Annotated in this window: 23 protein-coding genes and 1 pseudogene; 12 read left to right on the top strand and 12 right to left on the bottom strand. The window is 62.5% G+C overall.

The features are described 5' to 3' along the window. The first annotated feature begins 1 nt into the window (after window position 1). Together KP701_RS03480 and rsmA are read left to right on the top strand one after the other, a co-directional pair. Window positions 2–1,375 (top strand): peptidylprolyl isomerase, encoded by a 1,374-nt coding sequence (locus KP701_RS03480; RefSeq protein WP_215745744.1) that lies wholly within the window; start codon window positions 2–4, stop codon window positions 1,373–1,375. A gap of 1 nt (window position 1,376) precedes the next feature. After that, a complete protein-coding gene (rsmA, locus tag KP701_RS03485; protein WP_215745746.1) occupies window positions 1,377–2,195 on the top strand; it encodes a 16S rRNA (adenine(1518)-N(6)/adenine(1519)-N(6))-dimethyltransferase RsmA in 819 nt (272 codons plus the stop codon). A gap of 6 nt (window positions 2,196–2,201) precedes the next feature. Here the strand turns inward: rsmA and KP701_RS03490 are convergent, their stop codons facing one another. From KP701_RS03490 to dnaG, 7 genes are all read right to left on the bottom strand, one after another. Further along, window positions 2,202–3,422 carry a cyclopropane-fatty-acyl-phospholipid synthase family protein gene (locus tag KP701_RS03490; protein WP_215745747.1) on the bottom strand — a complete coding sequence of 407 codons (1,221 nt, stop codon included), beginning with the start codon at window positions 3,420–3,422 and terminating at the stop codon, window positions 2,202–2,204. Window positions 3,423–3,560: 138 nt separating this feature from the next. Beyond that, a complete protein-coding gene (gene rplI / locus KP701_RS03495) occupies window positions 3,561–4,151 on the bottom strand; it encodes a 50S ribosomal protein L9 (protein WP_062494889.1) in 591 nt (196 codons plus the stop codon). Window positions 4,152–4,161: 10 nt separating this feature from the next. After that, entirely contained in the window at window positions 4,162–4,452 is a 291-nt protein-coding gene (gene rpsR, locus KP701_RS03500; protein ID WP_041110768.1) for a 30S ribosomal protein S18, read from the bottom strand. Window positions 4,453–4,457: 5 nt separating this feature from the next. Further along, entirely contained in the window at window positions 4,458–4,940 is a 483-nt protein-coding gene (gene rpsF, locus KP701_RS03505) for a 30S ribosomal protein S6 (RefSeq protein ID WP_041110770.1), read from the bottom strand. Window positions 4,941–5,099: 159 nt separating this feature from the next. Then, complete coding sequence (locus KP701_RS03510) at window positions 5,100–5,675, bottom strand: GNAT family N-acetyltransferase (protein WP_215745748.1); 576 nt, start codon at window positions 5,673–5,675, stop codon at window positions 5,100–5,102. A gap of 23 nt (window positions 5,676–5,698) precedes the next feature. Continuing rightward, the gene (gene rpoD, locus KP701_RS03515; RefSeq protein WP_215745750.1) at window positions 5,699–7,657 is read right to left on the bottom strand and encodes an RNA polymerase sigma factor RpoD; all 1,959 of its coding nucleotides are present in this window, start codon (window positions 7,655–7,657) and stop codon (window positions 5,699–5,701) included. A 165-nt stretch (window positions 7,658–7,822) separates the two neighbouring features. Further along, the gene (gene dnaG / locus KP701_RS03520) at window positions 7,823–9,670 is read right to left on the bottom strand and encodes a DNA primase (RefSeq protein WP_215745751.1); all 1,848 of its coding nucleotides are present in this window, start codon (window positions 9,668–9,670) and stop codon (window positions 7,823–7,825) included. Between the two features lie 342 nt (window positions 9,671–10,012). On the opposite strand from dnaG, the gene KP701_RS03525 reads away from it, so the two are divergent. The 7 genes from KP701_RS03525 to KP701_RS03555 all read left to right on the top strand — a co-directional run bounded on the left by KP701_RS03525 (window position 10,013) and on the right by KP701_RS03555 (window position 16,997). Next, window positions 10,013–11,227, top strand: coding sequence for an NAD(P) transhydrogenase subunit alpha (locus KP701_RS03525; RefSeq protein ID WP_215745753.1), 1,215 nt, complete (start codon window positions 10,013–10,015; stop codon window positions 11,225–11,227). After that, entirely contained in the window at window positions 11,224–11,553 is a 330-nt protein-coding gene (locus KP701_RS03530; protein WP_215745754.1) for an NAD(P) transhydrogenase subunit alpha, read from the top strand. The genes KP701_RS03525 and KP701_RS03530 overlap by 4 nt, the downstream gene beginning before the upstream one ends. Beyond that, a complete protein-coding gene (locus KP701_RS03535) occupies window positions 11,550–12,971 on the top strand; it encodes an NAD(P)(+) transhydrogenase (Re/Si-specific) subunit beta (RefSeq protein WP_215745756.1) in 1,422 nt (473 codons plus the stop codon). Before KP701_RS03530 ends, KP701_RS03535 begins: the two co-directional genes overlap by 4 nt. 24 nt (window positions 12,972–12,995) lie before the next feature. Continuing rightward, window positions 12,996–14,027, top strand: a complete 1,032-nt coding sequence (gene adhP / locus KP701_RS03540) for an alcohol dehydrogenase AdhP (RefSeq protein ID WP_215745757.1) — start codon at window positions 12,996–12,998, stop codon at window positions 14,025–14,027. Window positions 14,028–14,051: 24 nt separating this feature from the next. Next, complete coding sequence (locus tag KP701_RS03545) at window positions 14,052–15,035, top strand: zinc-dependent alcohol dehydrogenase family protein (RefSeq protein ID WP_215745759.1); 984 nt, start codon at window positions 14,052–14,054, stop codon at window positions 15,033–15,035. Window positions 15,036–15,159: 124 nt separating this feature from the next. Beyond that, the gene (locus tag KP701_RS03550; protein WP_215745760.1) at window positions 15,160–16,539 is read left to right on the top strand and encodes a sensor histidine kinase; all 1,380 of its coding nucleotides are present in this window, start codon (window positions 15,160–15,162) and stop codon (window positions 16,537–16,539) included. 77 nt (window positions 16,540–16,616) lie between these two features. After that, window positions 16,617–16,997 carry a hypothetical protein gene (locus KP701_RS03555; RefSeq protein ID WP_215745761.1) on the top strand — a complete coding sequence of 127 codons (381 nt, stop codon included), beginning with the start codon at window positions 16,617–16,619 and terminating at the stop codon, window positions 16,995–16,997. 59 nt (window positions 16,998–17,056) lie between these two features. Here the strand turns inward: KP701_RS03555 and KP701_RS03560 are convergent, their stop codons facing one another. The 4 genes and pseudogenes from KP701_RS03560 to KP701_RS16550 form a co-directional block, all read right to left on the bottom strand. Beyond that, window positions 17,057–18,019 (bottom strand): cation diffusion facilitator family transporter, encoded by a 963-nt coding sequence (locus tag KP701_RS03560; RefSeq protein ID WP_215745762.1) that lies wholly within the window; start codon window positions 18,017–18,019, stop codon window positions 17,057–17,059. Between the two features lie 72 nt (window positions 18,020–18,091). After that, on the bottom strand, window positions 18,092–18,451 hold the full coding sequence (locus KP701_RS03565; protein ID WP_252345370.1) for a nuclear transport factor 2 family protein: 360 nt from the start codon (window positions 18,449–18,451) through the stop codon (window positions 18,092–18,094). Window positions 18,452–18,505: 54 nt separating this feature from the next. Next, entirely contained in the window at window positions 18,506–18,910 is a 405-nt protein-coding gene (locus KP701_RS16545; RefSeq protein ID WP_371818885.1) for an NAD-binding protein, read from the bottom strand. Between the two features lie 6 nt (window positions 18,911–18,916). Then, a pseudogene (locus KP701_RS16550) lies at window positions 18,917–19,402 on the bottom strand (NAD(P)-dependent oxidoreductase); the annotation flags it as partial. A gap of 97 nt (window positions 19,403–19,499) precedes the next feature. Here KP701_RS16550 and KP701_RS03575 point away from each other — a divergent pair. Continuing rightward, complete coding sequence (locus KP701_RS03575; protein ID WP_252345371.1) at window positions 19,500–20,297, top strand: helix-turn-helix transcriptional regulator; 798 nt, start codon at window positions 19,500–19,502, stop codon at window positions 20,295–20,297. 58 nt (window positions 20,298–20,355) lie between these two features. Here KP701_RS03575 and KP701_RS03580 read toward each other — a convergent pair whose 3' ends face one another. Beyond that, window positions 20,356–20,811, bottom strand: coding sequence for a GatB/YqeY domain-containing protein (locus KP701_RS03580; RefSeq protein ID WP_215745767.1), 456 nt, complete (start codon window positions 20,809–20,811; stop codon window positions 20,356–20,358). Between the two features lie 262 nt (window positions 20,812–21,073). Here KP701_RS03580 and carA point away from each other — a divergent pair, with 262 nt between their 5' ends. Continuing rightward, on the top strand, window positions 21,074–22,450 hold the full coding sequence (carA, locus tag KP701_RS03585; RefSeq protein WP_215745768.1) for a glutamine-hydrolyzing carbamoyl-phosphate synthase small subunit: 1,377 nt from the start codon (window positions 21,074–21,076) through the stop codon (window positions 22,448–22,450). 3 nt (window positions 22,451–22,453) lie between these two features. Then, window positions 22,454–25,708, top strand: a complete 3,255-nt coding sequence (gene carB, locus KP701_RS03590; protein WP_215745769.1) for a carbamoyl-phosphate synthase large subunit — start codon at window positions 22,454–22,456, stop codon at window positions 25,706–25,708. Window positions 25,709–25,735 lie beyond the last annotated feature (27 nt).

Below are 25,735 nucleotides of genomic sequence, written 5' to 3' on the forward strand. Positions count from 1 at the left end.
CATGTCCAAGACCCACTGCATCGCCTCTACGGCCCTGGCTGCCCTGCTCGCCTTCTCGGCAGCCCTCCCCGCCACGGCCGCCCCGCATCACAAGGCGGACCCGAAAGCGGCTTCGAAAACTGCGGCGACCAAGCAGGAAGCTCCTCCGGCCAAGCCGCCCGAGGACCAGATTCTGGCCGTTATCAACGGACAGGTCCTCACGCAGCGTGACGTGGACAACCGCGCAAAGCTCTTCGTGCTCTCGACCGGCCTGCCCATCAGCCCGGAAATCATGAACCGCATGCGCGGCCAGATCATCCACCAGCTGATCGACGAGCGCCTGAAAACGCAGGAAATCCTGAAACTCCACATCAACGTGGAACCGGACCAGATCGCTGGCGCCATCTCGAATATCGAACAGCGCAACGGCATGCCCAAGAACGCCCTGCGGGACCGTCTGGCCTCGGACGGCGTGTCGCTGACAACGCTGATCGACCAGATCCGCGTGCAGATCGGCTGGATGCAGGTCCTGCGTGAAAAACTGGGCGAGGAAGGCCGGATCACCGCCACCCAGATCAGCCAGCGCGAACAGGCCCTTCAGGCCGAGCAGGGACGCGCCCAGTATTTCATGAGCGAGATCTTCGTTCCCGTGGCCGACCCGCGTCATGACGAAAACGAACTCGCCTTCACCAAGACAATCATTTCCCAGCTCCGCGAAGGTGCGCCCTTCCCGATCGTGGCCGCCCAGTTCTCGCAAGCCCAGTCGGCCCTCGATGGCGGTTCCATGGGCTGGGTGCAGGAAGACAACCTCGACCCGCAGGTCGTCAACATCGTCCGCCAGATGCCGATCGGCGCCATTTCCAATCCGATCCAGGTTGCGGGCGGTTTCGTGATCGCCACCGTTCAGTCAAAGCGCGTGGTCGGCAAGCAGATGGGCACCCTGCTCGACCTGCGACAGGCCTTCTTCCCGTTCGATGCGCCCCTGAACCCGCAGAACCCGACCGAACAGCAGCGTGCCGCCCTGCAGAAGGCGACAACAGCCGTGCAGACGGTCCATAGCTGTGACGCCATGGAAGCGCTCAACAAATCCCTTGGGGAAAAGCGTCCCAGCAATCCGGGCTCGCAAATCCTCGAGCGCCTGATGCCCCAGATGAAGGCGGTTCTCGAAGCACTCCCTCCCAACAGGGTCAGCCGTCCGCTGGTCTCAATGGACGGTATTGCCCTGCTCATGGTCTGCAATCGCCAGCAGAAAAACCTAGCTCAGCAGAGCCCGAGCGAAATCGCCGATCAGCTCATGAACGAGCGTGTCGAGCAGGCCTCCCGCCAGCTTCAGCGCGACCTTCAGCGTCGCGCGATCATCGAGATGCGTCCCGCCGCCAAGACGGCCTTCAACTGACGTGTTCCTTCCCTCACTGCGTGACACCATCCAGGCCCATGGCCTGGATGCGAAAAAATCCCTCGGCCAGCACTTCCTTCTCGATCCGGGCATCTGCGCCCGGATCGCGGCCCTGGGCGGCGATCTGACAGGACGCAGCGTCGTCGAAATCGGACCCGGCCCCGGCGGCCTGACCCGCGCCCTGCTGGACACCCCTGCCAGCCGCGTCGATGTCGTGGAAATCGATGAGCGCGCCTGGCCCCTGCTGGACGAACTGGCCACTTACTACCCGGACCGCCTGCATGTCGTCCGCCAGGATGCCCTGAAGCTGGATGCTGCGGCTCTGGCTTCTGCTCCGCGCCAGATCATTGCGAACCTGCCCTATAACGTTGCCACCCCCCTACTCGTGGGCTGGCTGCGTCAGGCATCGCAGTGGGAACGGCTCTCGCTCATGTTCCAGCTTGAAGTCGCGGAACGCATCTGCGCGGCTCCGGGAAGCTCGGCTTACGGACGCCTTGCGGTGCTCTCGCAATGGTGCGCTTCATGCTCGGTCGCCCTGCGCATCCCGCCAGCCGCGTTCTCGCCGCCACCCAAGGTCCATTCCGCAGTGGCCGTCATCATCCCCCATGCCGAACAGCCTTCTCCGCAGCTGTTCCGCGCCATGGAACAGGTCACGGCTGCCGCCTTCGGACAGCGCCGCAAGATGCTGCGCTCCTCGCTGAAATCCATCGGCGGCGAGCGTCTGCTGGAACAGGCCGAAATCGAGCCAACCCGCCGGGCCGAAACGCTCTCGGTCGCCGAATTCGCGCGGCTGGCGGAACTGAATCTCGCCAGCCGCTGAGGCTCCTTACGACGTCGCGCTTTCCCGTTCACGCTCGAACATGTAGTCCCGCGTGAACGGCACCGCGTCGATCGACCGGGTCAGCTGGAGCTGGAAGTTCATGTGGCCCTGCACCCGGAACGCAAGCTCGGCCCCCACGAGATAGAACTCGAACATCCTGACAAACCGCTCGTCATACAGCGCCTGGATCTTGTCGCGATTGGCGTCGAAACGCTTGCGCCATTCCGCCAGGGTGCGTGCATAATGAAGGCGCAGCACTTCACAGTCCGTCATCCATAGCCCCGACCGCTCAATGGCCGCCAGTGTCTCGCTCAGCGCAGGCGAGTATCCACCCGGGAAAATGTATTTCTGGATCCAGGGATTGGTCGTCCCCGGCCCGTCCATTCGTCCGATGGAATGAATCAGCGCCACACCATCCGGCTTGAGGCAGGCTTTCAGCTGACTGAAAAATGCCTCGAACTGCGGCGGCCCGACATGCTCGAACATACCTACCGAGACGATCCGGTCGAACTGCTGATGCAGGTTGCGGTAGTCGATCAGCTCGAAGCGCACCTGATCCTCAAGCCCCTCGTCCTTCGCCCGCTTCCGCGCCACCTCGAGCTGCTCGCGTGACAGCGTGATGCCAAGGACCTTCGCGCCATAGTCCTTCGCCAGCGTCAGGGCCATGCCACCCCAGCCACAGCCGATATCGAGCACCTCGAGCCCTGGACGATCCAGATTGAGCTTGGACGCGATATGCCGCTTCTTTGCGATCTGCGCCTCTTCCAGCGTCATGTCTTCACGCGCGAAATAGGCGCAGGAATACTGCCGGTCCCTGTCCAGGAACAGATCGTACAGCGTGCCGTTCAGATCATAGTGATGCGCGACATTGCTGCGGGATTTCTTGAGCGAATTGAGCGTCTTCCACGCCCGCGTCACATAGCGCAGACGATCCTCGATCTCTTCAAAGACATGCCCGTGCCCGTTGATGTTCTCCATCAGGACCGTCAGCAGCGTCTCAAGCGTACAGCCATCGGGCACGATACTGCCCGCCATGTATTCCTCACCGAACGCCAGACCGGAATTGATGATCAGGGCCCGCTCCGCCTGTTTGTTGAGCAGATGAAGTCCGGCTTCCAGTCCCGGCTTGCGGCCACGATAAGTGCGGACAGCACCATCACTGAACGTGACCCTCAGGCTTCCTGTCTGGATGAACTTCCTCAAGACAAAATCCAGAATCCGTTTCATTCCGATCTCCTGTTTCCAATACCGGGAAAAAGCCCGAACAGGTCTGGAGTTGTACTCCTCCGGAAGAACAGACACAAAAAAACCCGGCCGGGGATATTCCCGGCCGGGTTTTTCAGGACAAGGTCCTCGGTAAAAGCCTTACGCTTCTTCCGATGCCTCGGCAGCTTCGGCAGCAGCCTCTTCGGCGGCGTTCTCAGCCTGCAGTTCACCAAGGATGTTCTCATCCTCGTCCTGCACGCCGATGGCTTCGCCACGAGCCTGACGCTCTGCTTCTTCAGCGGAACGGGCAACGTTGACCGTCAGCGGAATGGACACTTCCGGATGCAGCACGATGCGTGCTTCCGTCAGGCCAAGCTGCTTGATCGGGTGTGCCAGAACAACCTGCTGACGGGAGATCGTCAGGCCGGCTTCCGTAGCGGCAGCCGCGATGTCGCGGGTGCTGACGGAGCCGTACAGGCTTCCGCTATCACCAGCCTGACGGATGATGACGACGGACAGCTCATGCATGCGCTCGGCAAGACGCTCGGCCTCTTCACGCTTCTTGAGGTTCTGGGCCTCAAGCTGGGCGCGCTCGGTCTCGAAACGCTTCTTGTTGGCAACCGTGGCGCGCATGGCCTTGGCCTGGGGCAGCAGGAAGTTACGGGCATAACCCGGCTTCACGTGCACCAGGTCGCCCATCTGGCCGAGATGCTCGACCCGCTGCAGCAGGATCAGTGCGGTCTGGGACATGATGCTCTCCTCAGTTCACGACGTAGGGGAGCAGGGCGAGGAAACGGGCGCGCTTGATCGCCTGTGCCAGCTCACGCTGCTTCTTGGCCGAAACGGCCGTGATGCGGCTCGGCACGATCTTGCCGCGCTCCGAAAGGAAGCGGCTCAGCAGACGCACGTCCTTGTAGTCGATCTTCGGCGCGTTGGGGCCGGAGAACGGGCAGGACTTGCGACGACGGTAGAACGGACGACGTGCGCCAACTGCCGTGCGACGGGCAGCCGGGTTCACTTCGTTGACGTCGGGAGTGATGGTCTCGGACATGTTTCTTACTCCGCTCCGGCCGTCTCACGAGCATCGTCCTGCTCGCCACGTGCACGATATTCCTCACGGTCTTCGCTGCTGCGACGGGGACCGCCACGGCCGCTCTCGAAACGACCGGCCGGCTTGGAGCCGCCACGGAAGTTGCCGCGATCGCCACGATCGTCGCTCTTGCGAGCCAGAACCGGAGACGGGTTCTCGTCGATCTCGTCAACGCGCAGCGTCAGAACGCGCAGCACGTCTTCGTTCAGGCCCAGCTGACGCTCCAGCTCGCGCAGCGTGTCGGGGGTGCAGTCAAGGCCCAGCAGGACGTAATGGCCCTTGCGGTTCTTCTTGATGCGGTATGCGAGCGAACGCAGGCCCCAGAACTCGCGCTTCTGGATGGAACCGCCGTTGTCCTTGAGCAGGGTTTCGATGGTCTCGACCAGGGTTTCCACCTGAGCCTGCGACACATCGTTACGTGCGATGAGCACGCTTTCATACAATGGCATGAATACTCCCTTCGGATGAGGTCAACCCGCGACTGGCTCCGGCCCATGCCGGAAACAGGGCCCATGTTTCAGGGCACGGGTATAGCCGGTGCGATGCCACATCGCCCGGCAGGGAAAGGCGGCATTAATCACACCATGCGTCTCAAGGCAAGTCCTGCCTCAGAGTCGCTTCAGCCTTTGCGGCACATATTCGTCCGGAACATCCCAGCTTTCCGGTACGACATACCGGAGCTCAAATCCCGCCCGCCGGTAATTCGGCAGCGCATGGGGATGATCGAGCGTGCAGGTATTGACCCGCAGACGCCAGCTTCCGACCCCGAAGGCCCGGGCCACGGCATGATCCAGAAGCGCACGCCCCAGACCGCGCCCCATCCCCCGCGACAGAAGGCCGAAATAGGCCAGATTGGCATCCCCGCCCTGCCTCAGATCCAGTTCATAGAACCCGAGCGGCTCACCGGAACCGTCACGCAGGACCATGAAATGAACGGCAGGATCATGAAGAATCCCCGCCAGTTCCGCATCCGGCATCGACCGGCGCATCCACCAGCAGTAGTCCTGCCCCACCCCCGCATACAGGACGCGATAAAGGGGTACGGCCTCATCCCCCGTCACACGGGACAGGGAATATCCTTCCGGCAGAACAGGCGACGGACGGGGAGAGCGTGTCTCCAGAAAGATGACATCCACCGCAAGACGGGTGGATGTCCCTTTCGGCTTAAGCCAGTCCGGCAGCATCGCCCCGGTCCCGCGCCCGACGATCAGTTGTCGTCGAGGAAGGAGCGCAGCTTGCGCGAACGGCTCGGGTGCTTGAGCTTGCGCAGTGCCTTCGCCTCGATCTGACGGATACGCTCACGGGTCACGTTGAACTGCTGCCCCACTTCCTCAAGGGTGTGGTCCGTGTTCATGCCGATGCCGAAGCGCATCCGCAGAACGCGCTCTTCACGCGGCGTCAGGGACGCCAGAACGCGCGTGGTGGCCTCACGCAGGTTCGTCTGGATGGCAGCGTCCAGCGGAATGACAGCCGTCTTGTCTTCGATGAAGTCACCCAGATGGCTGTCTTCCTCGTCACCGATCGGCGTTTCGAGAGAGATCGGCTCCTTGGCGATCTTCAGGACCTTGCGGACCTTCTCCAGCGGCATGCCGAGCTTTTCGGCCAGCTCTTCCGGAGCCGGCTCACGCCCGATCTCATGCAGCATCTGACGCGATGTGCGAACGAGCTTGTTGATCGTCTCGATCATGTGCACCGGAATACGGATCGTCTTGGCCTGATCCGCGATGGAACGCGTGATCGCCTGACGGATCCACCAGGTCGCATAAGTCGAGAATTTGTAACCGCGACGGTACTCGAACTTGTCCACGGCCTTCATCAGGCCAATGTTGCCTTCCTGAATCAGATCCAGGAACTGCAGACCGCGGTTCGTGTACTTCTTGGCGATCGAGATCACCAGACGCAGATTCGCCTCGATCATTTCCTTCTTGGCACGCGTGGAATCACGCTCGCCACGGGAAATGGTCGCATAGACCCGACGGAACTCGCCGACCGGCAGACCCGTCTCATGCGACAGGGCCGCAATCTCGCCACGCAGGTTGCGCAGCTGGTCCATGTGCTTGGTCGTCAGGTTCTTCCAGCCCTTGCCCGGCAGCGCGGAAATGCTGTCCAGCCAGGTCGGGTCAAGTTCGCGGCTGCGATACTTGATGAGGAAGTCATCACGCGAGATCTTGCAGCTCTCAGCCAGACGCATCATCCGGCCTTCAACGTTGTTCAGCTTCTGAACCTGCATCTTGATCTGCGCAACCAGCTCTTCGATCCGGTTGTTGTGCAGATGCACCTGCTCGACGAGGCTGACCAGTTCATGGCGCAGCTTCTCGTAGGTCTGTTCGGATTTGTCCGAATGGTCCTCACCACCCGTCAGGGCCTCGATGCGCTTGATCTGGAGCTTGCGCAGCTTGTGATACAGCGGCTCGATGGCTTCGAAACGTGCCAGGATTTCCGGCTTCAGCTTCTCTTCCAGAGCGGACAGGGACAGGCCGCTGCCTTCCTGCTGATCGCCTTCACCTTCTTCGTTCTCGTCTTCGGTGGAATCTTCCTCTTCAGAAGCCTCGTCACCTTCCTCGCCCTCGACCGCCTCGGGGTCCGGACCACCGCCCTGGCTGGCTTCGAGATCCACGATGTCACGCAGGAGCATCTCGCCGTCCTTGAGGCGCTCATGCCAGGAGATGATGGCGCGAATCGTCAGCGGGCTCTCACACAGACCGCCGATCATCTCGTCACGGCCAGCCTCGATCCGCTTGGCGATCGCAATCTCGCCCTCGCGCGACAGCAGCTCGACCGAGCCCATCTCGCGCAGATACATGCGGACCGGATCATCCGTGCGGCTGGCGGCCTCGGCATCGACGTTACCGCCCTGCGGACCTTCGGCCTCTTCGGCCTCGCCCTCGGCTTCCTTTTCAGCAGGAGCCTCGGCGTCATCCTGCTCTTCGTTCTCGATGACCTGGATGCCCATTTCGGACAGCGCCGCCATGACGTCCTCGATCTGCTCCGAAGACATCTGGTCCTGCGGCAGGACAGCGTTCAGCTCGTCAAAGGTGATGTGTCCGCGTTCACGCCCTTTGGCGATCAGCCGCTTGACGGCAGCGGACTGCGTATCGAGGAGAGTGGTATCCCCCTCCTGTTCCTGCGCGTTCCGATCCGTTCCAGAGGCTGTTTTCGTCGCCATTCGTCTCTCCGTCAACTCCGCCGCGAGTTAGCAATCCGGCAGCGTGCAGGTGGTCGATCCTGCGCCCGAAGTCAAGATTGGCACCCCAAAGAATGCAACCTTTCGGGAATAAAATTCGTTCCGGAAGCATTTCTTCCGCTATGTCGGAGCAATCTCCGCCGTCCCTTACTCTCCGACCCTCTCTCCGCTTTTGAGGGCATCGCGAACCCTCAGCCGGGTCATGAGTGCATTGGGAAAACGAAGTCCGCTCTGCCCGTTCTCATCCACGAAAGGCTCCATATCCCCTTCAATCACGGCCCGGGTCACGTCCTCTTCCAGGGTCCGCTCGAAGGTCTGGAAATTGACCAGAGCATAAAAATGCCACCAGCTTTCAATGACATCCACTTTCAGGATCTCATCCTTGACCTTCCCGTCGCCCACACTGCGCGGCAGCGGCCCGCCTTTCACCCTTCCCGCCAGATCCGCCAGCCCATGCTCCTCCAGCCAGGACATGCAGCCCTCTTCCGTCAGGGCATCCCGCTCCTCTTCCTGACAGGACCAGTCCAGCAGGGCCGAGCGCAGACGATCCAGTTCAGACGGCAGATGCAGACCGCTATACGCCTGTTCCACCTCCGGAAGGATATCGGGATGGTGAAGCAGCATCGCCGTCATGATGTTCAGCCGCTCCAGATTTCCCGACTCCACATCGCGCATTGTTCCCGGCGCCTGCGTGGACAGCGGCAGACTCTCGCCTCCCTTGCGCGGGAAATTCTTTTTCCGCCGGAAACGCGCAAAGAACATGTCCAGCAGCGTGCTGCGATATTCCGATGCCAGCGCCTTGTCCGGAATAAGCCGCGACAGCGCCACCAGCTTTTCACGCAGCGCCGCCCGCTGGTCCGGCCCCGGATCCACCAGCCCCACCGTCAGCAGCCCGAACAGCTCCTCCGCCATCGAGGTCGCGCCAGACAGCGCCTCCTGCATAGCTTTCGGTCCCCGGCTGCGGATCAGACTGTCCGGATCATCTTTCGGATCCAGCCGACAGAACCGGATCGTCCGCTCCGGCGACAGGAGCGGCAGCGAAACCTCACAGACCCGCAGCGCCGCCCGCGCACCCGCCGCATCACCATCAAGACACAGGATCGGTGAAGGCGACATCCGCCACAGCAGCTCAAGCTGCTCCTCGCCCATCGCAGTGCCCAGAGGAGCCACGGCCCCGCCGAACCCCGCCTGATCCATGGCGATGACGTCCATATAGCCCTCGACCACCACGAGATCCGCCCCGCGATGCACGGCTTCCCGCGCCAGGTCGAGATTGAACAGCGTCCGCCGTTTGGAGAACAGGGCGGTCTCCGGACCATTGAGATATTTGGGCTGGCCGTCTCCCAGCGTCCGGGCGCCGAAGGACATGATGCGACCGCGCCGGTCCCGGATCGGGAATGTCACGCGATTGAAGAACAGCTCCCCTTTCGGAGCCCCCTGCTCATCCACGCGCATGATACCGGCGCGGATCAGCATCTCGACCGTCACCCCATGCGGTCGCAATTCGTCCAGCAACTGCCGTCCGTCCCCGGACCATCCCAGACCGAACCGCTCGATCGTCTCATCCCTCAGCCCCCGCCCGCGCAGATAGGCGAGCCCCTCGCGCCCTTCCGGCCGATACAGACGCCGTCGATAACTCTCCTGCACGAGATTGAGCACGTCACCGAGCGACTGCGCTTCCCTGGCACGGGCTTCCGTTCGCGGATCGGCTTTCGGAACCTCGAGTCCCGCCTCAGACGCAAGCTGTTCGACGGCTTCAGGAAAGCTGCGTCCCTCGCTCTGCATCACATAGCTGATGGCATCGCCGTGCACGCCACAGCCGAAGCAGTGGAAATGATCGTCATAGATGTAGAAGGACGGCGTTTTCTCGCCATGAAACGGACAGCAGGTTTTCCAGTTCCGCCCGGACCTCACCAACTTGTTACGCCGCCCGATCAGCGACGGAAGCGGCGTCCGGTTCCGCAGTTCGTCCAGAAAAGCAGCATCAATTGCCATGGGCAGGAAGAGCCTTTCATGCGGGTTGGAAAGAAGATCCACGAGCGAATACAGCGCCAGCCCTTCTGTTTAAAGGAAACTTTTTCCCGAAATCCACCATGCGCCCCTTCCTGACGAAGCGCAGAAAACTGACCGATCGGTCAGCGCTGCCACAGAATCATAATGACCGATCGGTCATTACGAATAATTTCAGCACAGATATAATTTCTTCCTTTTGATATCCATCAATGGTTTCCGCCCTGAACAGGCGCCAAGATGGCGCCGAACAGGGCGCGGGCCCTCCTGTTCAGCCTTCTCTTTGGCGACAGCCCGCGCCCGACGACAGACACAGGATCGCAGCCAATGACTGTCAGGATTTCAGTCCTGAAAGAACGCGACGAAGGCGGGGAACGCCGCGTCGCTCTCATTCCTCAGGTCGCCGAGAAACTGGCCCCGCTGGGGATCGCCTTTTCCATGGAGACAGGTGCGGGCGTCGCCTCATCCTATCCCGACAGCACCTATAAGGACGTGACCTTCTCGCCGGACCGCAACGCCCTTGTCGCGGAGGCCGACATCGTCCTCGCCGTCCAGCCGCCAACGCTGGAAACGGTGAAGGCGATGAAGCCCGGCGCCATTCTCATTTCCTTCATCTATGGCCGCAACAACCCGGATCTGGTGAAAGCCCTGCGGGACGGGAAGATCACCTGTTTCGCTATGGAACTGGTGCCCCGCATTTCCCGTGCACAGGCCATGGACGCCCTGTCCAGTCAGGCCACGCTGGCCGGGTATTACGCCGTCCTGATGGGCGCGGTGCACATGCCCAAGATCCTGCCCATGATGACCACGGCCGTCGGCTCCCTGCGCGCCGCACAGGTTCTGGTCATGGGCCTTGGCGTGGCGGGTCTTCAGGCTCTGGCCACTGCCAAGCGCCTCGGCGCCGTCACCGAAGGCTATGACGTCCGCCCCGAGACGAAGGAAGAGGCGCAGTCGCTGGGCGCAAAATTCGTCGATACCGGCGTCGATGCCACCGGTCAGGGCGGCTATGCCCGCGAACTGACCGACGACGAGAAACAGAAGGTCCGCAAGGCGCTCAGCGACCATATCGCCCGCTCCGACCTGATCGTCACGACCGCCGCCGTCCCCGGCAAACATGCTCCCCGCCTGATCGACGCCGAACAGATCAAGGCCATGAAGCCCGGCGCAGTCATCATCGACCTTGGCGCCGAAGGCGGCGGCAACTGCGAAGGCACACAGGCCGGACAGACCGTGCAGGTCGGGCCCACGACCATCGTCGGCCCCGTCAACGTCCCGTCCATGCTCGCCGAGCAGGCCAGCGAACTCTACTCCAAGAACATCATGCATCTGCTCCAGCAGATCATCACCAAGGACAAGGGTCTGGCGCCGGACTTCACCGATGAAGTCATCTCCGGCACCGCGCTCACGCATGGGGGATACATCACGAATGACGGCATCCGCACCGCCGTCGATCCGAATTCGCCAGCCCCGCCCGCGCCTGCTGCCACTCCCGCGCCCACAACTCCCGCCGCAAACGACACGGGCAAGGAGACCGCAAAATGATTACCGCAATGACATTCGTCATCGCCCTGTACATCTTCATGCTCGCGGCGTTCACGGGCTATGAGGTCATCAGCCGCGTTCCCTCCATCCTGCACACACCCCTCATGTCCGGTTCGAACTTCGTGCACGGCATCGTGGTCGTCGGCGCCCTTGGCGCGCTGTTCAACGCGTCTTCCGTTCTGGAGCAGGTCATCGGCTTTCTGGGCGTCATGCTCGGCGCCGGTAACGTGGTCGGCGGCTATGTCGTGACCGACCGGATGCTGGCCATGTTCAAACCCAGCACGAAGCCCGCAACATCGGCTCCGGCATCAGGAGCCAGATCATGATCCTGCTCGCCTATATCGTGGCCCTCAGCGGGCTGATCGCTTCCGGCCTTCTGGTCTATGGCCTCAAGCGCATGTCCTCCCCCGTCACGGCCGTCTCCGGCATCGTGACCGCAGGCTGGGGCATGCTGTTTGTCGTCGCAGCCAGCTTCCTGCAGATTTTCAGCGTTTCCGACGCAGCCCGGCCCCATCTCGTCGTGAACGTCGTCCTCGCCGTGCTCGCACTGCTGATCGGTGGCGGCTGGGCCGGGTGGAAAGGCCGCAGCGTCGCCATGACCGCGATGCCGCAGATGGTCGCCCTCTTCAACGGCATGGGCGGCGGAGCTGCCGCAGCCGTGTCCGTCATCGCCCTCACCGGCCCGAAAGACACCGGCATCGGCCAGCTTCTCGTCACCGTCGCCGGTGGCCTGATCGGCAGCATGTCCCTCTCCGGCTCGCTGATCGCCTGGGCCAAGCTCGACGGGCGCATGAACAAGCCGCTCCGCTTCGGCGGACAGCGCATCGTCAACGCCGCCGTCTTCATGCTGACGATCCTGCTTGGTGTCATGGCCGTCGCCCAGTACCATCAGCCCGGCGGTGGCCTGTTCGCCCTGCTGTTCTTCATCGGTGCGCTGCTCTGCGGCATCTGTATGACCGTCCCCATCGGCGGTGCGGACATGCCGGTCGTGATCTCGCTGTACAACGCCTTCACGGGTCTTGCCGTCGGACTTGAAGGCTATGTCATGGCCGATCCGGCCCTGATGATCGCCGGCATGGTCGTGGGGTCCGCCGGTACGCTGCTGACGGTCATGATGGCCAAGGGCATGAACCGCTCCATCTCGAACGTCCTGTTCAGCAATTTCGGTGAAACCACCGCCGCCGCTGCCACAGGCCCGCAGAAAGAAGCCAAAGCCGTCGCTGCGGGCGATGCGGCCACCACGATGCGCTACGCCTCCACGGTCATTATCGTGCCGGGCTACGGCCTCGCCGTCGCACAGGCCCAGGGCAAGCTCTACGAATTCGTCAAACTGCTTCAGGCCGCGGGCGTGGACGTGAAATTCGCCATCCACCCGGTCGCCGGACGCATGCCGGGCCACATGAACGTGCTGCTCGCCGAAGCCGGCGTGCCGTACGACATGATCTACGACATGGACGACATCAACGACAGCTTCGCCGATACCGACGTCGCCCTCATCATCGGCGCGAACGACGTGGTGAACCCCTCTGCCCGGACGGACAAGTCCTCCCCGATCTACGGCATGCCGATCCTGAATGCCGACAAAGCCCGTCAGGTCTTCGTCATCAAGCGCGGCATGGGCATGGGCTATTCCGCCGTGCAGAACCCGCTGTTCTTCCAGGACAACTGCGCCATGGTCTTCGGCGATGCGCAGGCCGTGCTTTCCAAGATGGTGGAGGCCGTCAAGGGCCTCTCCGCCTCGTAACACCCGCCAGAAGGAGCCTTTCCCATGGCTGATACCATGCTCGCCGCCGTCGTCCGTGAATTCGGCAAGCCGCTCTCCATCGAGCGGCTGCCCATCCCGGACATCCAGCCCCACCAGATCCTCGTGAAGGTCGATACCTGCGGCGTCTGTCACACCGACCTGCACGCCGCGCGCGGGGACTGGCCGTCCAAGCCCAACCCGCCATTCATTCCCGGCCATGAAGGTGTCGGCCACATCGTCGCCGTCGGCAGTCAGGTGGGCGATTTCGTCAAAACCGGCGATGTCGTTGGCGTGCCGTGGCTCTACTCCGCCTGCGGTCACTGCGAACACTGTTTTGGCGGCTGGGAAACGCTCTGCGAAAAGCAGGAAGACACCGGCTACACCGTCAATGGCTGCTTTGCCGAATACGTCGTCGCAGACCCCAACTACGTCGCGCACCTGCCCTCGACCATCGATCCGCTTCAGGCATCCCCCGTCCTGTGCGCGGGGCTGACGGTCTATAAGGGCCTGAAAATGACGGAAGCTCGCGCGGGACAGTGGGTCGCGATTTCGGGCGTCGGCGGCCTTGGTCAGATGGCCGTGCAGTACGCCGTCGCCATGGGCATGAATGTCGTCGCCGTGGATATCGACGACGAAAAACTCGCCACGGCCAAAACGCTCGGCGCGGCATTGACGGTCAACGCTAGGGACACCGATCCTGCAAAGTTCATCCAGCAGCAGATCGGCGGCGCACATGGCGCCCTCGTCACCGCTGTCGGACGGACGGCGTTTTCGCAGGCCATGGGCTATGCCCGGCGCGGCGGCACCATCGTCCTGAACGGACTGCCACCCGGCGATTTCCCGGTCTCGATCTTCGACATGGTCATGAACGGCACCACCATCCGCGGCTCCATTGTCGGAACGCGGCTGGACATGATCGAAGCCATGGATTTCTTCGCCCGCGGCAAGGTCAAATCCGTCGTCACCCCCGGAAAACTTGAAAACATCAATACGATCTTCGACGATCTGCAGAATGGTCGCCTCGAAGGCCGGACAGTGCTCGATTTCCGGTCCTGAACGATAGCCACAGGAGAACACGCCATGTTCGCCATGCAGCTCAAAGCCCATCACACCCCTCTGGAATGGGTCGAACTCCCCGATCCCGAGCCCGGTCCCGATGAAATCCGCATCCGGATCGGCGCCTGCGGCGTGTGCCGGACGGACCTGCATGTCGTGGATGGCGAACTCCCCCACGCCACCCTCCCCATCATTCCCGGCCACGAAATCGTCGGCCGGATCGACAAACTGGGCAGCAATGTCACCGGTCTGTCGGTGGGCGAGAGGGTCGGCGTGCCCTGGCTCGGACATACCTGCGGACACTGCTATTACTGCACGCACGGGATGGAAAATCTCTGCGACCATCCCCTCTTCACAGGCTTCACCCGCAATGGCGGCTACGCCACCATGACGGTCGCCGATGCCCGTTACGCCTTCCCGATGGGCGACAAGGGCGAAGACAAGGATCTGGCTCCCCTGCTCTGCGCCGGGCTGATCGGCTGGCGCTGCCTGAACAAGGCGGGAGATGGAAAGAAAATCGGCCTCTACGGCTTCGGCGCGGCCGCCCATATCATCACGCAGGTCCTGCGCTGGCAGGGCCGGGACGTCTACGCCTTCACGTCCCCCGGCGACACGCAGAAACAGGATTTCGCCCGCTCCCTCGGCGCAATCTGGGCCGGTGGCTCGGACGAACTGCCGCCCGAACCGCTCGACGCCGTCATCCTCTTCGCCCCCGTCGGCGCCCTGCTCCCCGCCGGTCTCAAAGCCATTCGCAAGGGCGGAAAAGTCGTGTGTGGCGGCATCCACATGAGCGAGATCCCGGCCTTTTCCTACGACACGCTGTGGGAAGAGCGCGAAATCGTCTCCGTCGCCAACCTAACCCGGCAGGACGGTCTGGAATTCCTGAAAATCGCTCCGGAAATCGGCATCAAAGTGACCAACACCCCCTATGCCCTCAAAGACGCCAATCAGGCCCTCGATGACCTTCGGCACGGCCGTTTCGACGGTGCCGCCGTATTGCTGCCCTGATCCACGTCAAAAGCAGGTTTCAGAAAGATGAATTTTCAGGATACATATTGCACAGCGCGACAGAAAGTATCGCGCATGGATCCTGAAACCATCGCAATACTGCGCGCTACCATCAGAAAGAGATATGGGACAGACACAGACCGCCCCACCCGACATTTCCTGCCCCGCCTTCGACCTGCTGCCTGATCTGATCTGCATGGAGCCTGTCAGCAACGCAGGCGCCATGCACTTCAACACGGCCTGGAAGCAGCAGGCCGCAGCCCTTGGTGTGCCGCTCGCCTTTTCAGAGTGGCTCCCGGTCATTGTCCCCGCCGATCAGGCGGAGATCACCCGTATCCTCCGCGACACCGCCCGCTCAGATCAGCTCCGGAGCACAAGCTTCCGCATTCTGAACCCTGACGGACACATCCGCTGGTTCCTCCTGCGCCTCGTCCAGCGCCTGCCCACCAACGGCGAAGACACCGTCCGCCTCCTCATCCTGACCGACATCCACGAACAGAAACGCCACGAGGAAGCCCTTCTCCAGAAGGCCGACATCCGTGATCGCATGCTCAATGTTAGCGTAGACTGCATCAAGGAAATCACAAAAGACGGCACCCTGGTTCATATGAACACGGCGGGCTGCAGTGCCCTCGGCGTGGACAGCACCTCAGGCTTCGGCATGCGCTGGCTCGGCCTGCTCCCGCCGGAAGCGCATGCGCCCGGCAGCGAGGCCCTGAGGGACGCCGCCGAAGGACAGAACGCCCGCTTCATGGGCGTCAGCCAGCTCCCCGGCCAGCCCATCCGGCACTGGGACAACATGCTGACCCCGCTTCTGAATCCCGATCAGAGCGTCGAAGCCATTCTCTGCGTCTCGCGCGATGTGACGACCCAGCGCGAAAATGAGCAGCGGATCGCCCTGCTGCTCAACGAACTGAACCACCGCTCCAAAAACATGCTCGCCATCTTCCAGGCCCTGATCCGGCGCACCGTCCCCGACCCCACAGCCCCTTTCGTCAAGGTTCTGGAAGAGCGCATCACCTCCATCGCCAGAAGTCAGGATCTTCTGATCCACGGCGAGTGGACGGGTGCCACAGTCCGCGACGTCGTCACGTCCCAGACGGTTGTCGCCGGCGATTTTCCGGCCACACGTCTGCGCATCGAAGGCGATCCGGAGCTTCAGTTCGTCCCCGACACCGCCGACCGCATCGGTCTGGCCATCTACGAGCTGACCACCAACGCCATCAAATATGGCGCCCTGTCGAACGACACCGGAATCGTAACCGTCAGCTGGGGTCTGCACGACGAAGAGGACAAACCCGTCTTCCGGATGAGCTGGAAAGAGACCGGCGGTCCCACCGTTTGCAGACCCGAACGCCGCGGCTTCGGATCGATCGTCATCGAACACAATCCCCGCTCGATCCCCGGTGCCAGCAGTTCCTGCTCCCATGAACCGGACGGCACCGTCTGGACCTTCAGCGCACCAGCCGAAAATGTCGTGCGCTGCCCCTCCCGATTGTTCTGAACGCAGGATTGGGGCATGCTCGGCTCCGTCTCTCTGCTACCGGGTGCTCCGGCAGCTTTGGAAAACAGGAAGCGTTCATGAAAAAGTACCTGATGCTTGCCGCCGCAGCCGGTCTGCTGGCGACATCGATCACCACGGCAGAAGCAGAACCGGGTGGCTGCCTCAAATACGGCGCTGCCGGCGCCGTCGGTGGACACGTCGCCAACCATCATGGTGTCCTCGGCGCCATGGGCGGCTGCGTGACCGGCATGTATGTGCGTCACCGTTACCGCAAGGAAGCCCGCGCAAAGGCCGCTCTGTACGACAAGGAACATCCGGGCGCCAAGGGATCCTATGAAGAGAAAGCCACGGCCTACGACGTCGAGCATTCCACGACCCCGGGCCAGATGACCAACCCGGGCGCATCTTCTGCCGCTCCCGGCACCAGCCCGGCTCCGGCCGCACAGCCGCAGCAGTAACACCTCCAGTCCTTTACGACTGAGAGCGTCGGGCTCCCGCAAGGGGGCCCGATCTGCGTTCAGGGATGCTGCACGGCAATATCCGGAGCACTGTCCCGCTTGTCCTGCGCCTCGACATACATCCGCAGCACCGACGGATACCGCGTCCGCGTCATCCGCTCCAGCGCCGAGACCCCCTGCTCCACCTGCCCGGCCGTCAGCGTATCGTCCCAGTCCAGCGACAGCAGAACGATGATGCTCCCCGGCCCCCGCGTCTCGGTCACAACCTCGTTCACCCCGACCACACCCGGCAACTTCGCCGCCTGCTCCCGCACGAACGCATCGATTTCCGGACTGCTCTCCCCGACCAGCAGGGAGCGCGTCTCGTTCGTCAGCAGCACCGCAACAATCACCAGAACCACCCCGATCAGCAGCGACGCCACACCATCGAGCACATACCACCCCGTCACGACGGACAGCACGGTGAAGACCAGCGCGATCATCAGACTGACCAGCGCCGCCCCATCTTCGAACAGTACGACAAACAGCCCCGGATCCGTGCTGCGCCGGATCATGGTCCACAGGGAGCCTTTCCCGGACGGCAGGGATTTCATGGCCGCCAGAAACCCGTAGCCTTCCATACTGCCCGAAATCCCGAGGATGGCGACATTCAGCCACCAGCCGGGAAAGACATGCCCCAGCACACGGACCTGATCCATCGCGGCGGGATGCCAGACCTTCTCCCAGCCTTCATGCAGGGAGGCGACCCCGCCGCCAATGAACAGCGCACCCGCCACGACCAGCGTCCAGAAATAAAGCTCCCGATGATGCCCCAGAGGATGTTCCTTCGTCGCAGGCGCCGCCGCACGCTTCATGCCTACCAGCAGCAGAAGCTGGTTGCCGCAATCGACAAAGGAATGAACCGTCTCTGCCAGCATCGCGGCCGAACCGGTCAGCAGAGCCGCCACACCCTTCACGCAGGCAATCGCAAGATTGACCCCCAGCGCAATGAAAACGACCTTCGTTGAACCACCTGCCGACATTCTGGCCTCATCCGCAAAAACAGGATTTCAGAGTGAGGACCTCGACGCAGGACTGTCAAACCCTGCCCCACACTATTGCAGGCTTCCCAGCGCACCATCACCGTCATGGCCCTGCTGGACACGCGTCAGTTCATCCACAAGACAGAGCCGCCCGTCACGGAACTGGTAAAACGCAACCACTCTGATCACGCTCCGCACTCCGGAAGGGCGGGTCACTGACGCCAGATGAACCGTCGCCGCCCGATCCTTCTCACAAACGAGATGCAGGATCTCGATTTCCAGAGACGAAAGCCCCTCGCGCAGGGCCAGCGTATGAGCGCGAAAATCCGCCAGCGTCATTTCCCGCCCATCCACAATCTGCCGATAATCGGGCGTCATGAACGCCGTCAGCGCATCCAGATCGGATCCGAAATCCGTAAACATGGTGAACATGTCCCGAATGATTTTTTCCGGAGCATGACCGGACATCACACTATGCCCTGACACTTATTTCAGCCCACTGTCCTGCCGCGCCCGCTCCAGCAGCACGACGAAATCCCGCCCGGCATCCCCGGCACTGATCGCACTCAGCAACCGGTCCCGCACCACCGAGGCATAAGGCAGCGGAACAGCATGCTCTCCCCCGGCCTTAAGGAACATCTCCATGTCCTTGAGCCCCAGCGTCACCGGCGCGCCCGGATGGTCGTACTCATGATCGACCATCAGCTTTCCGTAATTCTTATGAACCGGCGCATTGTAAAAACTGCCCGTCATGATCTCGAAAATCCTATGCGGATCCGTCCCGGCCTTTTCATTCAGCGCAAAGACTTCCGCCATCTGCTCGATCGTCGAATAGATCATGAAGTTCAGCGACAGCTTGGCCAGATTGGCCTGAACCGGATCCTGCCCCACTTCGAAAATCTTCGACCCGAAACATTCCAGCAAAGGCCGCAGACGCTTCAGCGCCTCCTCCGCGCCCGCCGTCACGACGAACAGCTCACCCGCCTTCGCGGCTGGCGGACGCCCCAGCACATTGGCACTGACATAGAGCTGCCCATGCTCAGCATGCCCGTCCCGCAGACGGCGCGCCTGCTCCAGGGACAGTGTACCGCTGCACGCATGAATGCCGCCCGGCGCCAGAGCTGTGGCAATGCCGTGCTCCCCGAAAACAGCCTCTTCCGTGCTGGCATCATCGAACAGCATGGAGAACACGACCTCCACCTGCCGCGCCACATCCGCAGGCGTTTCGGCAAAAACAGCCCCCTGCGCCACCAGATCATCCGCCTTCGCGCGCGTCCTGTTGGTTACGACAAGCTCGTGCCCTCTCTTGAGAAGACGCTCCGCCATTGCATGTCCCATGGCCCCGAGGCCCACAAAACCGACTTTCATGATCCTGATCTCCCGCTGAACACTCCGTTCAGGGCTTCAAACCCGTCCGGAGACGACAGTTCTAGCGAAAGTCATTTTGGCGTTCTCACGCTCTCAGGCCATAGTTCGACTCATGTACGCCAATTCCTTCATGACCCCCGCGGCCGCAGTCTGTCCAGACGCCGGAACGCCATGGCTTCTCGGCGGCCACATGAAGCAGGACACACGCCGGATTGCCGAACGCCACGCCCATAAACGCGGCCAGATTTTCGGGATTGAAAGCGGCGTCATGGCCATCCGCACCGAACACGCCTACTGGCTGATCGCCCCCGGCCAGTGCCTCTGGCTCCCGCCACACATTCCGCACGACGCCCGCTCCCACGGCGCCGTCGCAGGCTGGAGCCTGTATGTCAGTGAAGCACGATGCTCCGCCCTGCCGGCCCAACCCTTTCTCGCTGGCGGAACACGTCTCCTCACCGCTCTGGCAGACCGCCTCTCCCACGATGCCGACGAAGCCAGATGGGCCGCGCATATCGCCCGCCTCGCGGAATGCTTCTGGCACGAGTTTCTCGCCGCCCCACGCGCCGCCCTATCCCTGCCTTTCCCGAAAAGCGAGCAACTCTGCCGCGTCGCCAACACCCTTAGCGACAATCCCGCAGACCAAAGGGACCAGAAAGACTGGGCAGAACTGGCCGCCATGTCGCTCCGCTCCTTCGTCCGCCATTTCACGCTTGAGACAGGACTGCCGTTCTCCGTATGGCGGCAACGCCTGCGCATCCTGAACGCACAGGAAAAACTGGCACGCGGCGAAAGCGTGGCCAGCGTGGCACTGGACGTCGGTTATGAAAGCCTCGGCGCCTTCGCCACAGCCTTCCACAAAAACACAGGCTACCGGCCCAGCGATTACGCCAAGCTCTGCCGGACACCCTGAAAACAAAAAAAGCCGCCCCCGAAGGAGCGGCTTTCCATCCTGCGACTTGATCGACGGATCAGGCCGAAAGATGCGCCTTCACCAGTGCACTGGCCTTCGCCGGGTCCAGATCCGCGCCAAAACGCTCCTTCAGCGCAGCCATGACCTTGCCCATGTCCTTCATGCCAGTCGCTTCCGTCTTCTTCACGGCCTCTTCGATCCCGGCCTTGAGCTGACCTTCGTCCAGCTCCGGCGGCAGGTAGGACTTGATCGTCGCGATCTCGCCCTCTTCCTTTTCCGCCAGCTCCGGACGGCCACCCTCACGATACATCGTGGCGGATTCAGTGCGGGACTTGATCATGGAGCGCAGGGCGGAAATGATGTCCGTATCCGTCACCTCAGCGCTCCTGGCGCGGGCGGCAACGTCCAGATCCTTGATCTTGGCCGTGATCCCGCGGATCTGCGCCACTGTCTCGGACTGACCGGCCTTCATGGCTGTCTTGAGGTCGTCCATGATCTGCTTGCGAAGCGACATCGCCGTTCTCCTTCATCGGACAGCCCGCAGGAAACTCCCTCGGCGAGCCGTCCCTCATTCCTTGAATGGCGGCAAAATCGCACAAAAGCCGGTTTGCAACAATCCGCCCTCCCCGTGTGGCCGCAAAACAAGCCATTCGGAAAAAACTTCCCACCCCCTTCCGAAACGCAGAACAGGCAGTGGGAAAAAACTTCCCATTCCGTTTCCGATCCCTTATTCAGAGGCCCCAGAAGTACATCCGGCAGCCAGCAACGGGGCGACCATGGACATCGACAGAATCATCGAAAAAGCCGGAGGCGCGGACGAGATCGCCGCTCTTGCAGGCGTCGGACTGGAAGCCGTCCGCAAATGGCGCCAGTCCCGCATGGTCCCGACCAAGCACTGGCCAGCCCTGCTGCGCGTGCCGGGAATCGCCCTGCAGGATCTGACAGCAGACCTCACCGCGACTGAAACCCAGCAAGAACAAGAAAGAGAGACGGACGTGTCCAATCCCTGCCCTCCCGGCGCCAACGCCGCCCTTGTCCTTGCCGATGGGACGGTCCTGTGGGGCCGTGGCTTCGGTGCCCATACGGAAGGCGCCGTCGGAGAACTCTGCTTCTCCACCGGCATGACCGGCTATCAGGAAACCCTGACCGATCCGTCCTTCGCCGGACAGATCGTGACCTTCACCTTCCCGCATATCGGCAATGTCGGCACAAACGGCGATGACAACGAGGCCCCGAAAATGGCCGCCCTCGGCGCCGTCTTGAAGGAAGACATCACCGCCCCGGCAAGCTGGCGCTCCCACGAGCCCTTCGCCGCATGGCTCCGCGATCACGGTCGTGCGGGTATCAGCGGCATCGACACCCGCGCCATCACTCGCACCCTGCGCGACAACGGCCCGCAAACCGCCATCCTCGCCTTCCCGGAAAACGGCCGTATCGACACGGACAGCCTGCTGAACCGCGCCCGGCAGTGGCCCGGCCTCGAAGGCATGGATCTGGCCAAGGAAGTGACACGCCCCAAGCGCGTCTGGACCGAAGGCGTGTGGCACTCCACGAAACCCGTGCGCGAAAACCGCCGCCGCGTCGTCGCCATGGATTATGGTGCGAAAGACAACATCCTGCGCTGCCTCGTGACCGCTGGCTGTGACGTCACCGTCCTGCCCGCCACAGCTACCGCCGAAGAGATCCTGGAACTCAAGCCCGAAGGCGTGTTCCTCTCCAACGGCCCCGGCGATCCGGCCGCGACCGGCACCTATGCCGTCCCCGCCATCCGCAAAGTTCTGGACGCAAACGTCCCCGTCTTCGGCATCTGCCTCGGCCATCAGCTGCTCGCACAGGCTCTGGGCGGCAAAACCTACAAATTGGAGCGCGGCCACCGCGGCGCCAACCAACCAGTCAAGGACGTCGAGACCGGCCGCGTGGAAATCACCAGCCAGAACCACGGTTTCGCCGTGGACGAAAAGTCCCTGCCCGCGGATGTGAAGGTGACGCATGTGAGCCTGTTCGACGGCTCCAACGAAGGCATCGCCTCGACCACGAAGGACGCCTTCTCCGTCCAGTACCATCCAGAGGCGAGTCCCGGCCCGTCCGACAGTTTCTATCTTTTCGAGCGTTTCGTCGCGGTCATGGACCGTCGCGCTAAAGCAGGAGCCTGAGCCATGCCAAAACGGACAGACATCTCGTCCATCCTGATCATCGGCGCTGGCCCGATCGTCATCGGACAGGCCTGCGAATTCGACTATTCCGGCGCACAGGCCTGCAAGGCCCTGCGTGAGGAAGGCTATCGCGTCATCCTGATCAACTCGAACCCCGCCACCATCATGACCGACCCCGGTCTGGCGGATGCGACCTATATCGAGCCGATCACCCCGGAATTCGTCGAGCGCATCATCCTCAAGGAAAAGCCCGACGCCGTCCTGCCGACCATGGGTGGCCAGACAGCCCTGAATGCTGCCATGGCGCTCGATAAGTCCGGCTTCCTCAAAAAGCATGGCGTGGAACTGATCGGCGCCGACGCAGAGGTCATCGACCGCGCGGAAGACCGCCAGAAATTCCGCGAAGCCATGGACGAGATCGGGATCGAAAGCCCCCGCAGCACCATCGCCCACACGCTCGCAGAAGCCCGCGCGGCACTGGCCGATGTCGGCCTGCCCGCCATCATCCGCCCGTCCTTCACCATGGGCGGCGCTGGCGGCGGCATCGCCTATAACCGTGAAGAGTTCGACCAGATCGTCACGGGCGGCCTCGATGCTTCCCCCACGACCGAAGTCCTGATCGAAGAGTCCGTTCTGGGCTGGAAAGAGTACGAGATGGAAGTCGTCCGCGACACAGTGGATAACTGCATCATCATCTGTTCCATCGAAAACATCGACCCAATGGGCGTCCATACCGGTGACTCCATCACCGTCGCCCCCGCCCTGACGCTGACCGACAAGGAATACCAGCGCATGCGGGATGCCTCGATCGCGTGCCTGCGCAAGATCGGCGTCGAGACCGGCGGCTCCAACGTGCAGTTCGGCGTCAATCCGAAGGACGGCCGTCTGGTCGTCATCGAGATGAACCCGCGCGTCTCCCGCTCGTCCGCTCTCGCCTCGAAGGCCACTGGCTTCCCGATCGCCAAGATCGCCGCCAAGCTGGCCGTCGGCTACACGCTCGACGAACTCAAGAACGACATCACGAAAACGACCCCGGCCTCCTTCGAGCCGACGATCGACTATGTCGTCGCCAAGATCCCCCGCTTCACCTTCGAGAAATTCCCCGGCTCCCCGGCGCTCCTCTCGACGTCCATGAAGTCGGTCGGTGAAGCCATGTCGGTCGGTCGCTCCTTCGCCGAAGCCATCCAGAAGGGCCTGCGCTCAATGGAAACGGGCCTCACCGGCCTCGATCCGGTCGAAGCCCCCGGCGACGGTTCGCATAACGCCTATCTCGCCGCCCTCGCCGAGCCGCGCCCCGAGCGCATCCTGATGGCCGCACAGGCCCTGCGCGCCGGACTGTCCGTCGAGCAGATCAACGAAGCCTGCAAGTTCGAGCCGTGGTTCCTCCGCCAGCTCGAAGACATCGTGACCTCCGAGCGCGCAATCGAAAAGAACGGCCTGCCCCAGGACGCCTACAACCTGCGCCGCCTCAAGGCCCAGGGCTTCTCCGACGTCCAGCTCGCCCGCCTCTCAGGCCAGAGCATCAAGGACGTTGCAGCCCTCCGTGAAAAACTGGCTGTCACGCCGGTCTATCGCCGCATCGACACCTGCGCCGCCGAATTCGCCTCCGACACGCCCTATCTGTATTCGACCTATGAAGGCGGGTTCGGCACGCCGGACTGCGAAAGCCGCCCAACAAACCGCGACAAGATCGTCATCCTCGGTGGTGGCCCGAACCGTATCGGTCAAGGCATCGAGTTCGATTATTGCTGTGTTCACGCCGCCTACGCCCTGCGCGAAGCCGGTTTCGAGACGGTCATGGTCAACTGCAACCCCGAGACGGTCTCCACCGATTACGACACCTCGGACCGCCTGTATTTCGAGCCCTTGACCGCCGAGGACGTGATCGCCCTGATCCGGACCGAAGCCAAAGGCGGCAAGGTTCTGGGCTGTATCGTACAGTATGGCGGCCAGACCCCGCTCAAGCTGTCCCGCGCCCTTGAAGAAGCCGGTATTCCGCTCCTCGGCACGCCTGCAGACGCGATCGACCGCGCCGAAGACCGCGAACGCTTCCAGTCCATGCTCCGCAAGCTCGGCCTGCGCCAGCCCCGCAACGGCATCGCCCGCAGCCCGGCGGAAGCCGAGGCCATCGCGGAAGAGGTCGGCTACCCGGTCGTCGCCCGTCCGTCCTACGTTCTGGGCGGCCGGGCGATGGAAATCGTCTATGACAAGCCCGGCCTCAAGCGCTACCTCAACGAGGTCCTGCGTGCCGCCGGCCCCGAAGTCTCGACCGGCCCCGTCCTGCTCGACCACTACCTCAACGACGCCATCGAAGCGGACGTGGACTGCATCTGCGACGGCGAGAACGTCTATGTCGCAGGCGTCATGGAACATATCGAGGAAGCCGGCATCCATTCCGGTGACTCTGCCTGCTCCCTGCCGCCCTACACCCTCTCCCCGGCGCTGGTGACGGAACTGCGCTCGCAGACCGAAGCCATGGCCCGCGAACTGGGCATCCGTGGCCTGATGAACGTCCAGTACGCCATCAAGGATCAGGAAGTTTTCGTTCTCGAAGTGAACCCCCGCGCCTCGCGGACCGTGCCGTTCGTCGCCAAGGCCACTGGCGTTCCGGTTGCCAAGATTGGTGCCCGTGTCATGGCCGGTGCGAAGCTCACCGAGTTCCAGCTCAATGGCGGTGCCGTCTCTCCACATGTCGCGGTCAAGGAAGCCGTATTCCCGTTCCACCGTTTCGCGAATGCCGACACGATCCTCGGCCCGGAAATGCGCTCCACGGGTGAAGTTATGGGGCTCGATTCCAGCTTCGAACGCGCCTTTGCCAAGTCCCAGCTTGCCGCTGGCGTAAAGCTGCCACTTTCAGGGACGGTGTTCCTCTCGGTGCGTGAAAGCGACAAGGCCCATGTCCAGCCGCTGGCCCGCAAGCTGGTCGCCATGGGCTTCACGATTCTCGCCACGAGCGGCACGGCATCCCGTCTGGAAGACGCCGACATTCCTGTGCAGCGCGTGAACAAGGTGATGCAGGGTCGCCCGAACTGCGTGGACTCCATCCGCTCGGGCGATGTGCAGATGGTCATCAACACCTCGCAGGGCGGTCAGGCCGCACAGGACAGCTACGAAATCCGTCGCAGCGCCCTGACGATGGGGATCCCGCATTACACCACGATCGCAGGCGCGCGGGCTGCGACCTACGCCATCGCGGTCCTGAAGGAAGACGATCTGGGCGTCGCCCCGCTCCAGTCCTACTTCAAGGGTGAGTTCTGAACCCTGCCTGCCCCTGAAAAACCCCGC

It is taken from the genome of Gluconobacter sp. P1C6_b, assembly GCF_018811945.1.
In the GTDB taxonomy this organism is placed as follows: Bacteria; Pseudomonadota; Alphaproteobacteria; order Acetobacterales; family Acetobacteraceae; genus Gluconobacter.

Excerpts from the sequence above, each read along its gene's own strand:
- KP701_RS03480 (WP_215745744.1), top strand. The coding sequence starts at position 2 with ATGTCCAAGACCCACTGCATCGCCTCTACGGCCCTGGCTGCCCTGCTC.
- KP701_RS03490 (WP_215745747.1), bottom strand. The coding sequence starts at position 3,422 with ATGAAACGGATTCTGGATTTTGTCTTGAGGAAGTTCATCCAGACAGGA.
- rplI (WP_062494889.1), bottom strand. The coding sequence starts at position 4,151 with ATGTCCCAGACCGCACTGATCCTGCTGCAGCGGGTCGAGCATCTCGGC.
- rpsR (WP_041110768.1), bottom strand. The coding sequence starts at position 4,452 with ATGTCCGAGACCATCACTCCCGACGTCAACGAAGTGAACCCGGCTGCC.
- rpsF (WP_041110770.1), bottom strand. The coding sequence starts at position 4,940 with ATGCCATTGTATGAAAGCGTGCTCATCGCACGTAACGATGTGTCGCAG.
- KP701_RS03510 (WP_215745748.1), bottom strand. The coding sequence starts at position 5,675 with ATGCTGCCGGACTGGCTTAAGCCGAAAGGGACATCCACCCGTCTTGCG.
- rpoD (WP_215745750.1), bottom strand. The coding sequence starts at position 7,657 with ATGGCGACGAAAACAGCCTCTGGAACGGATCGGAACGCGCAGGAACAG.
- dnaG (WP_215745751.1), bottom strand. The coding sequence starts at position 9,670 with ATGGCAATTGATGCTGCTTTTCTGGACGAACTGCGGAACCGGACGCCG.
- KP701_RS03525 (WP_215745753.1), top strand. The coding sequence starts at position 10,013 with ATGACTGTCAGGATTTCAGTCCTGAAAGAACGCGACGAAGGCGGGGAA.
- KP701_RS03530 (WP_215745754.1), top strand. The coding sequence starts at position 11,224 with ATGATTACCGCAATGACATTCGTCATCGCCCTGTACATCTTCATGCTC.
- KP701_RS03535 (WP_215745756.1), top strand. The coding sequence starts at position 11,550 with ATGATCCTGCTCGCCTATATCGTGGCCCTCAGCGGGCTGATCGCTTCC.
- adhP (WP_215745757.1), top strand. The coding sequence starts at position 12,996 with ATGGCTGATACCATGCTCGCCGCCGTCGTCCGTGAATTCGGCAAGCCG.
- KP701_RS03545 (WP_215745759.1), top strand. The coding sequence starts at position 14,052 with ATGTTCGCCATGCAGCTCAAAGCCCATCACACCCCTCTGGAATGGGTC.
- KP701_RS03550 (WP_215745760.1), top strand. The coding sequence starts at position 15,160 with ATGGGACAGACACAGACCGCCCCACCCGACATTTCCTGCCCCGCCTTC.
- KP701_RS03555 (WP_215745761.1), top strand. The coding sequence starts at position 16,617 with ATGAAAAAGTACCTGATGCTTGCCGCCGCAGCCGGTCTGCTGGCGACA.
- KP701_RS03560 (WP_215745762.1), bottom strand. The coding sequence starts at position 18,019 with ATGTCGGCAGGTGGTTCAACGAAGGTCGTTTTCATTGCGCTGGGGGTC.
- KP701_RS03565 (WP_252345370.1), bottom strand. The coding sequence starts at position 18,451 with ATGTTCACCATGTTTACGGATTTCGGATCCGATCTGGATGCGCTGACG.
- KP701_RS03575 (WP_252345371.1), top strand. The coding sequence starts at position 19,500 with ATGTACGCCAATTCCTTCATGACCCCCGCGGCCGCAGTCTGTCCAGAC.
- KP701_RS03580 (WP_215745767.1), bottom strand. The coding sequence starts at position 20,811 with ATGTCGCTTCGCAAGCAGATCATGGACGACCTCAAGACAGCCATGAAG.
- carA (WP_215745768.1), top strand. The coding sequence starts at position 21,074 with ATGGACATCGACAGAATCATCGAAAAAGCCGGAGGCGCGGACGAGATC.
- carB (WP_215745769.1), top strand. The coding sequence starts at position 22,454 with ATGCCAAAACGGACAGACATCTCGTCCATCCTGATCATCGGCGCTGGC.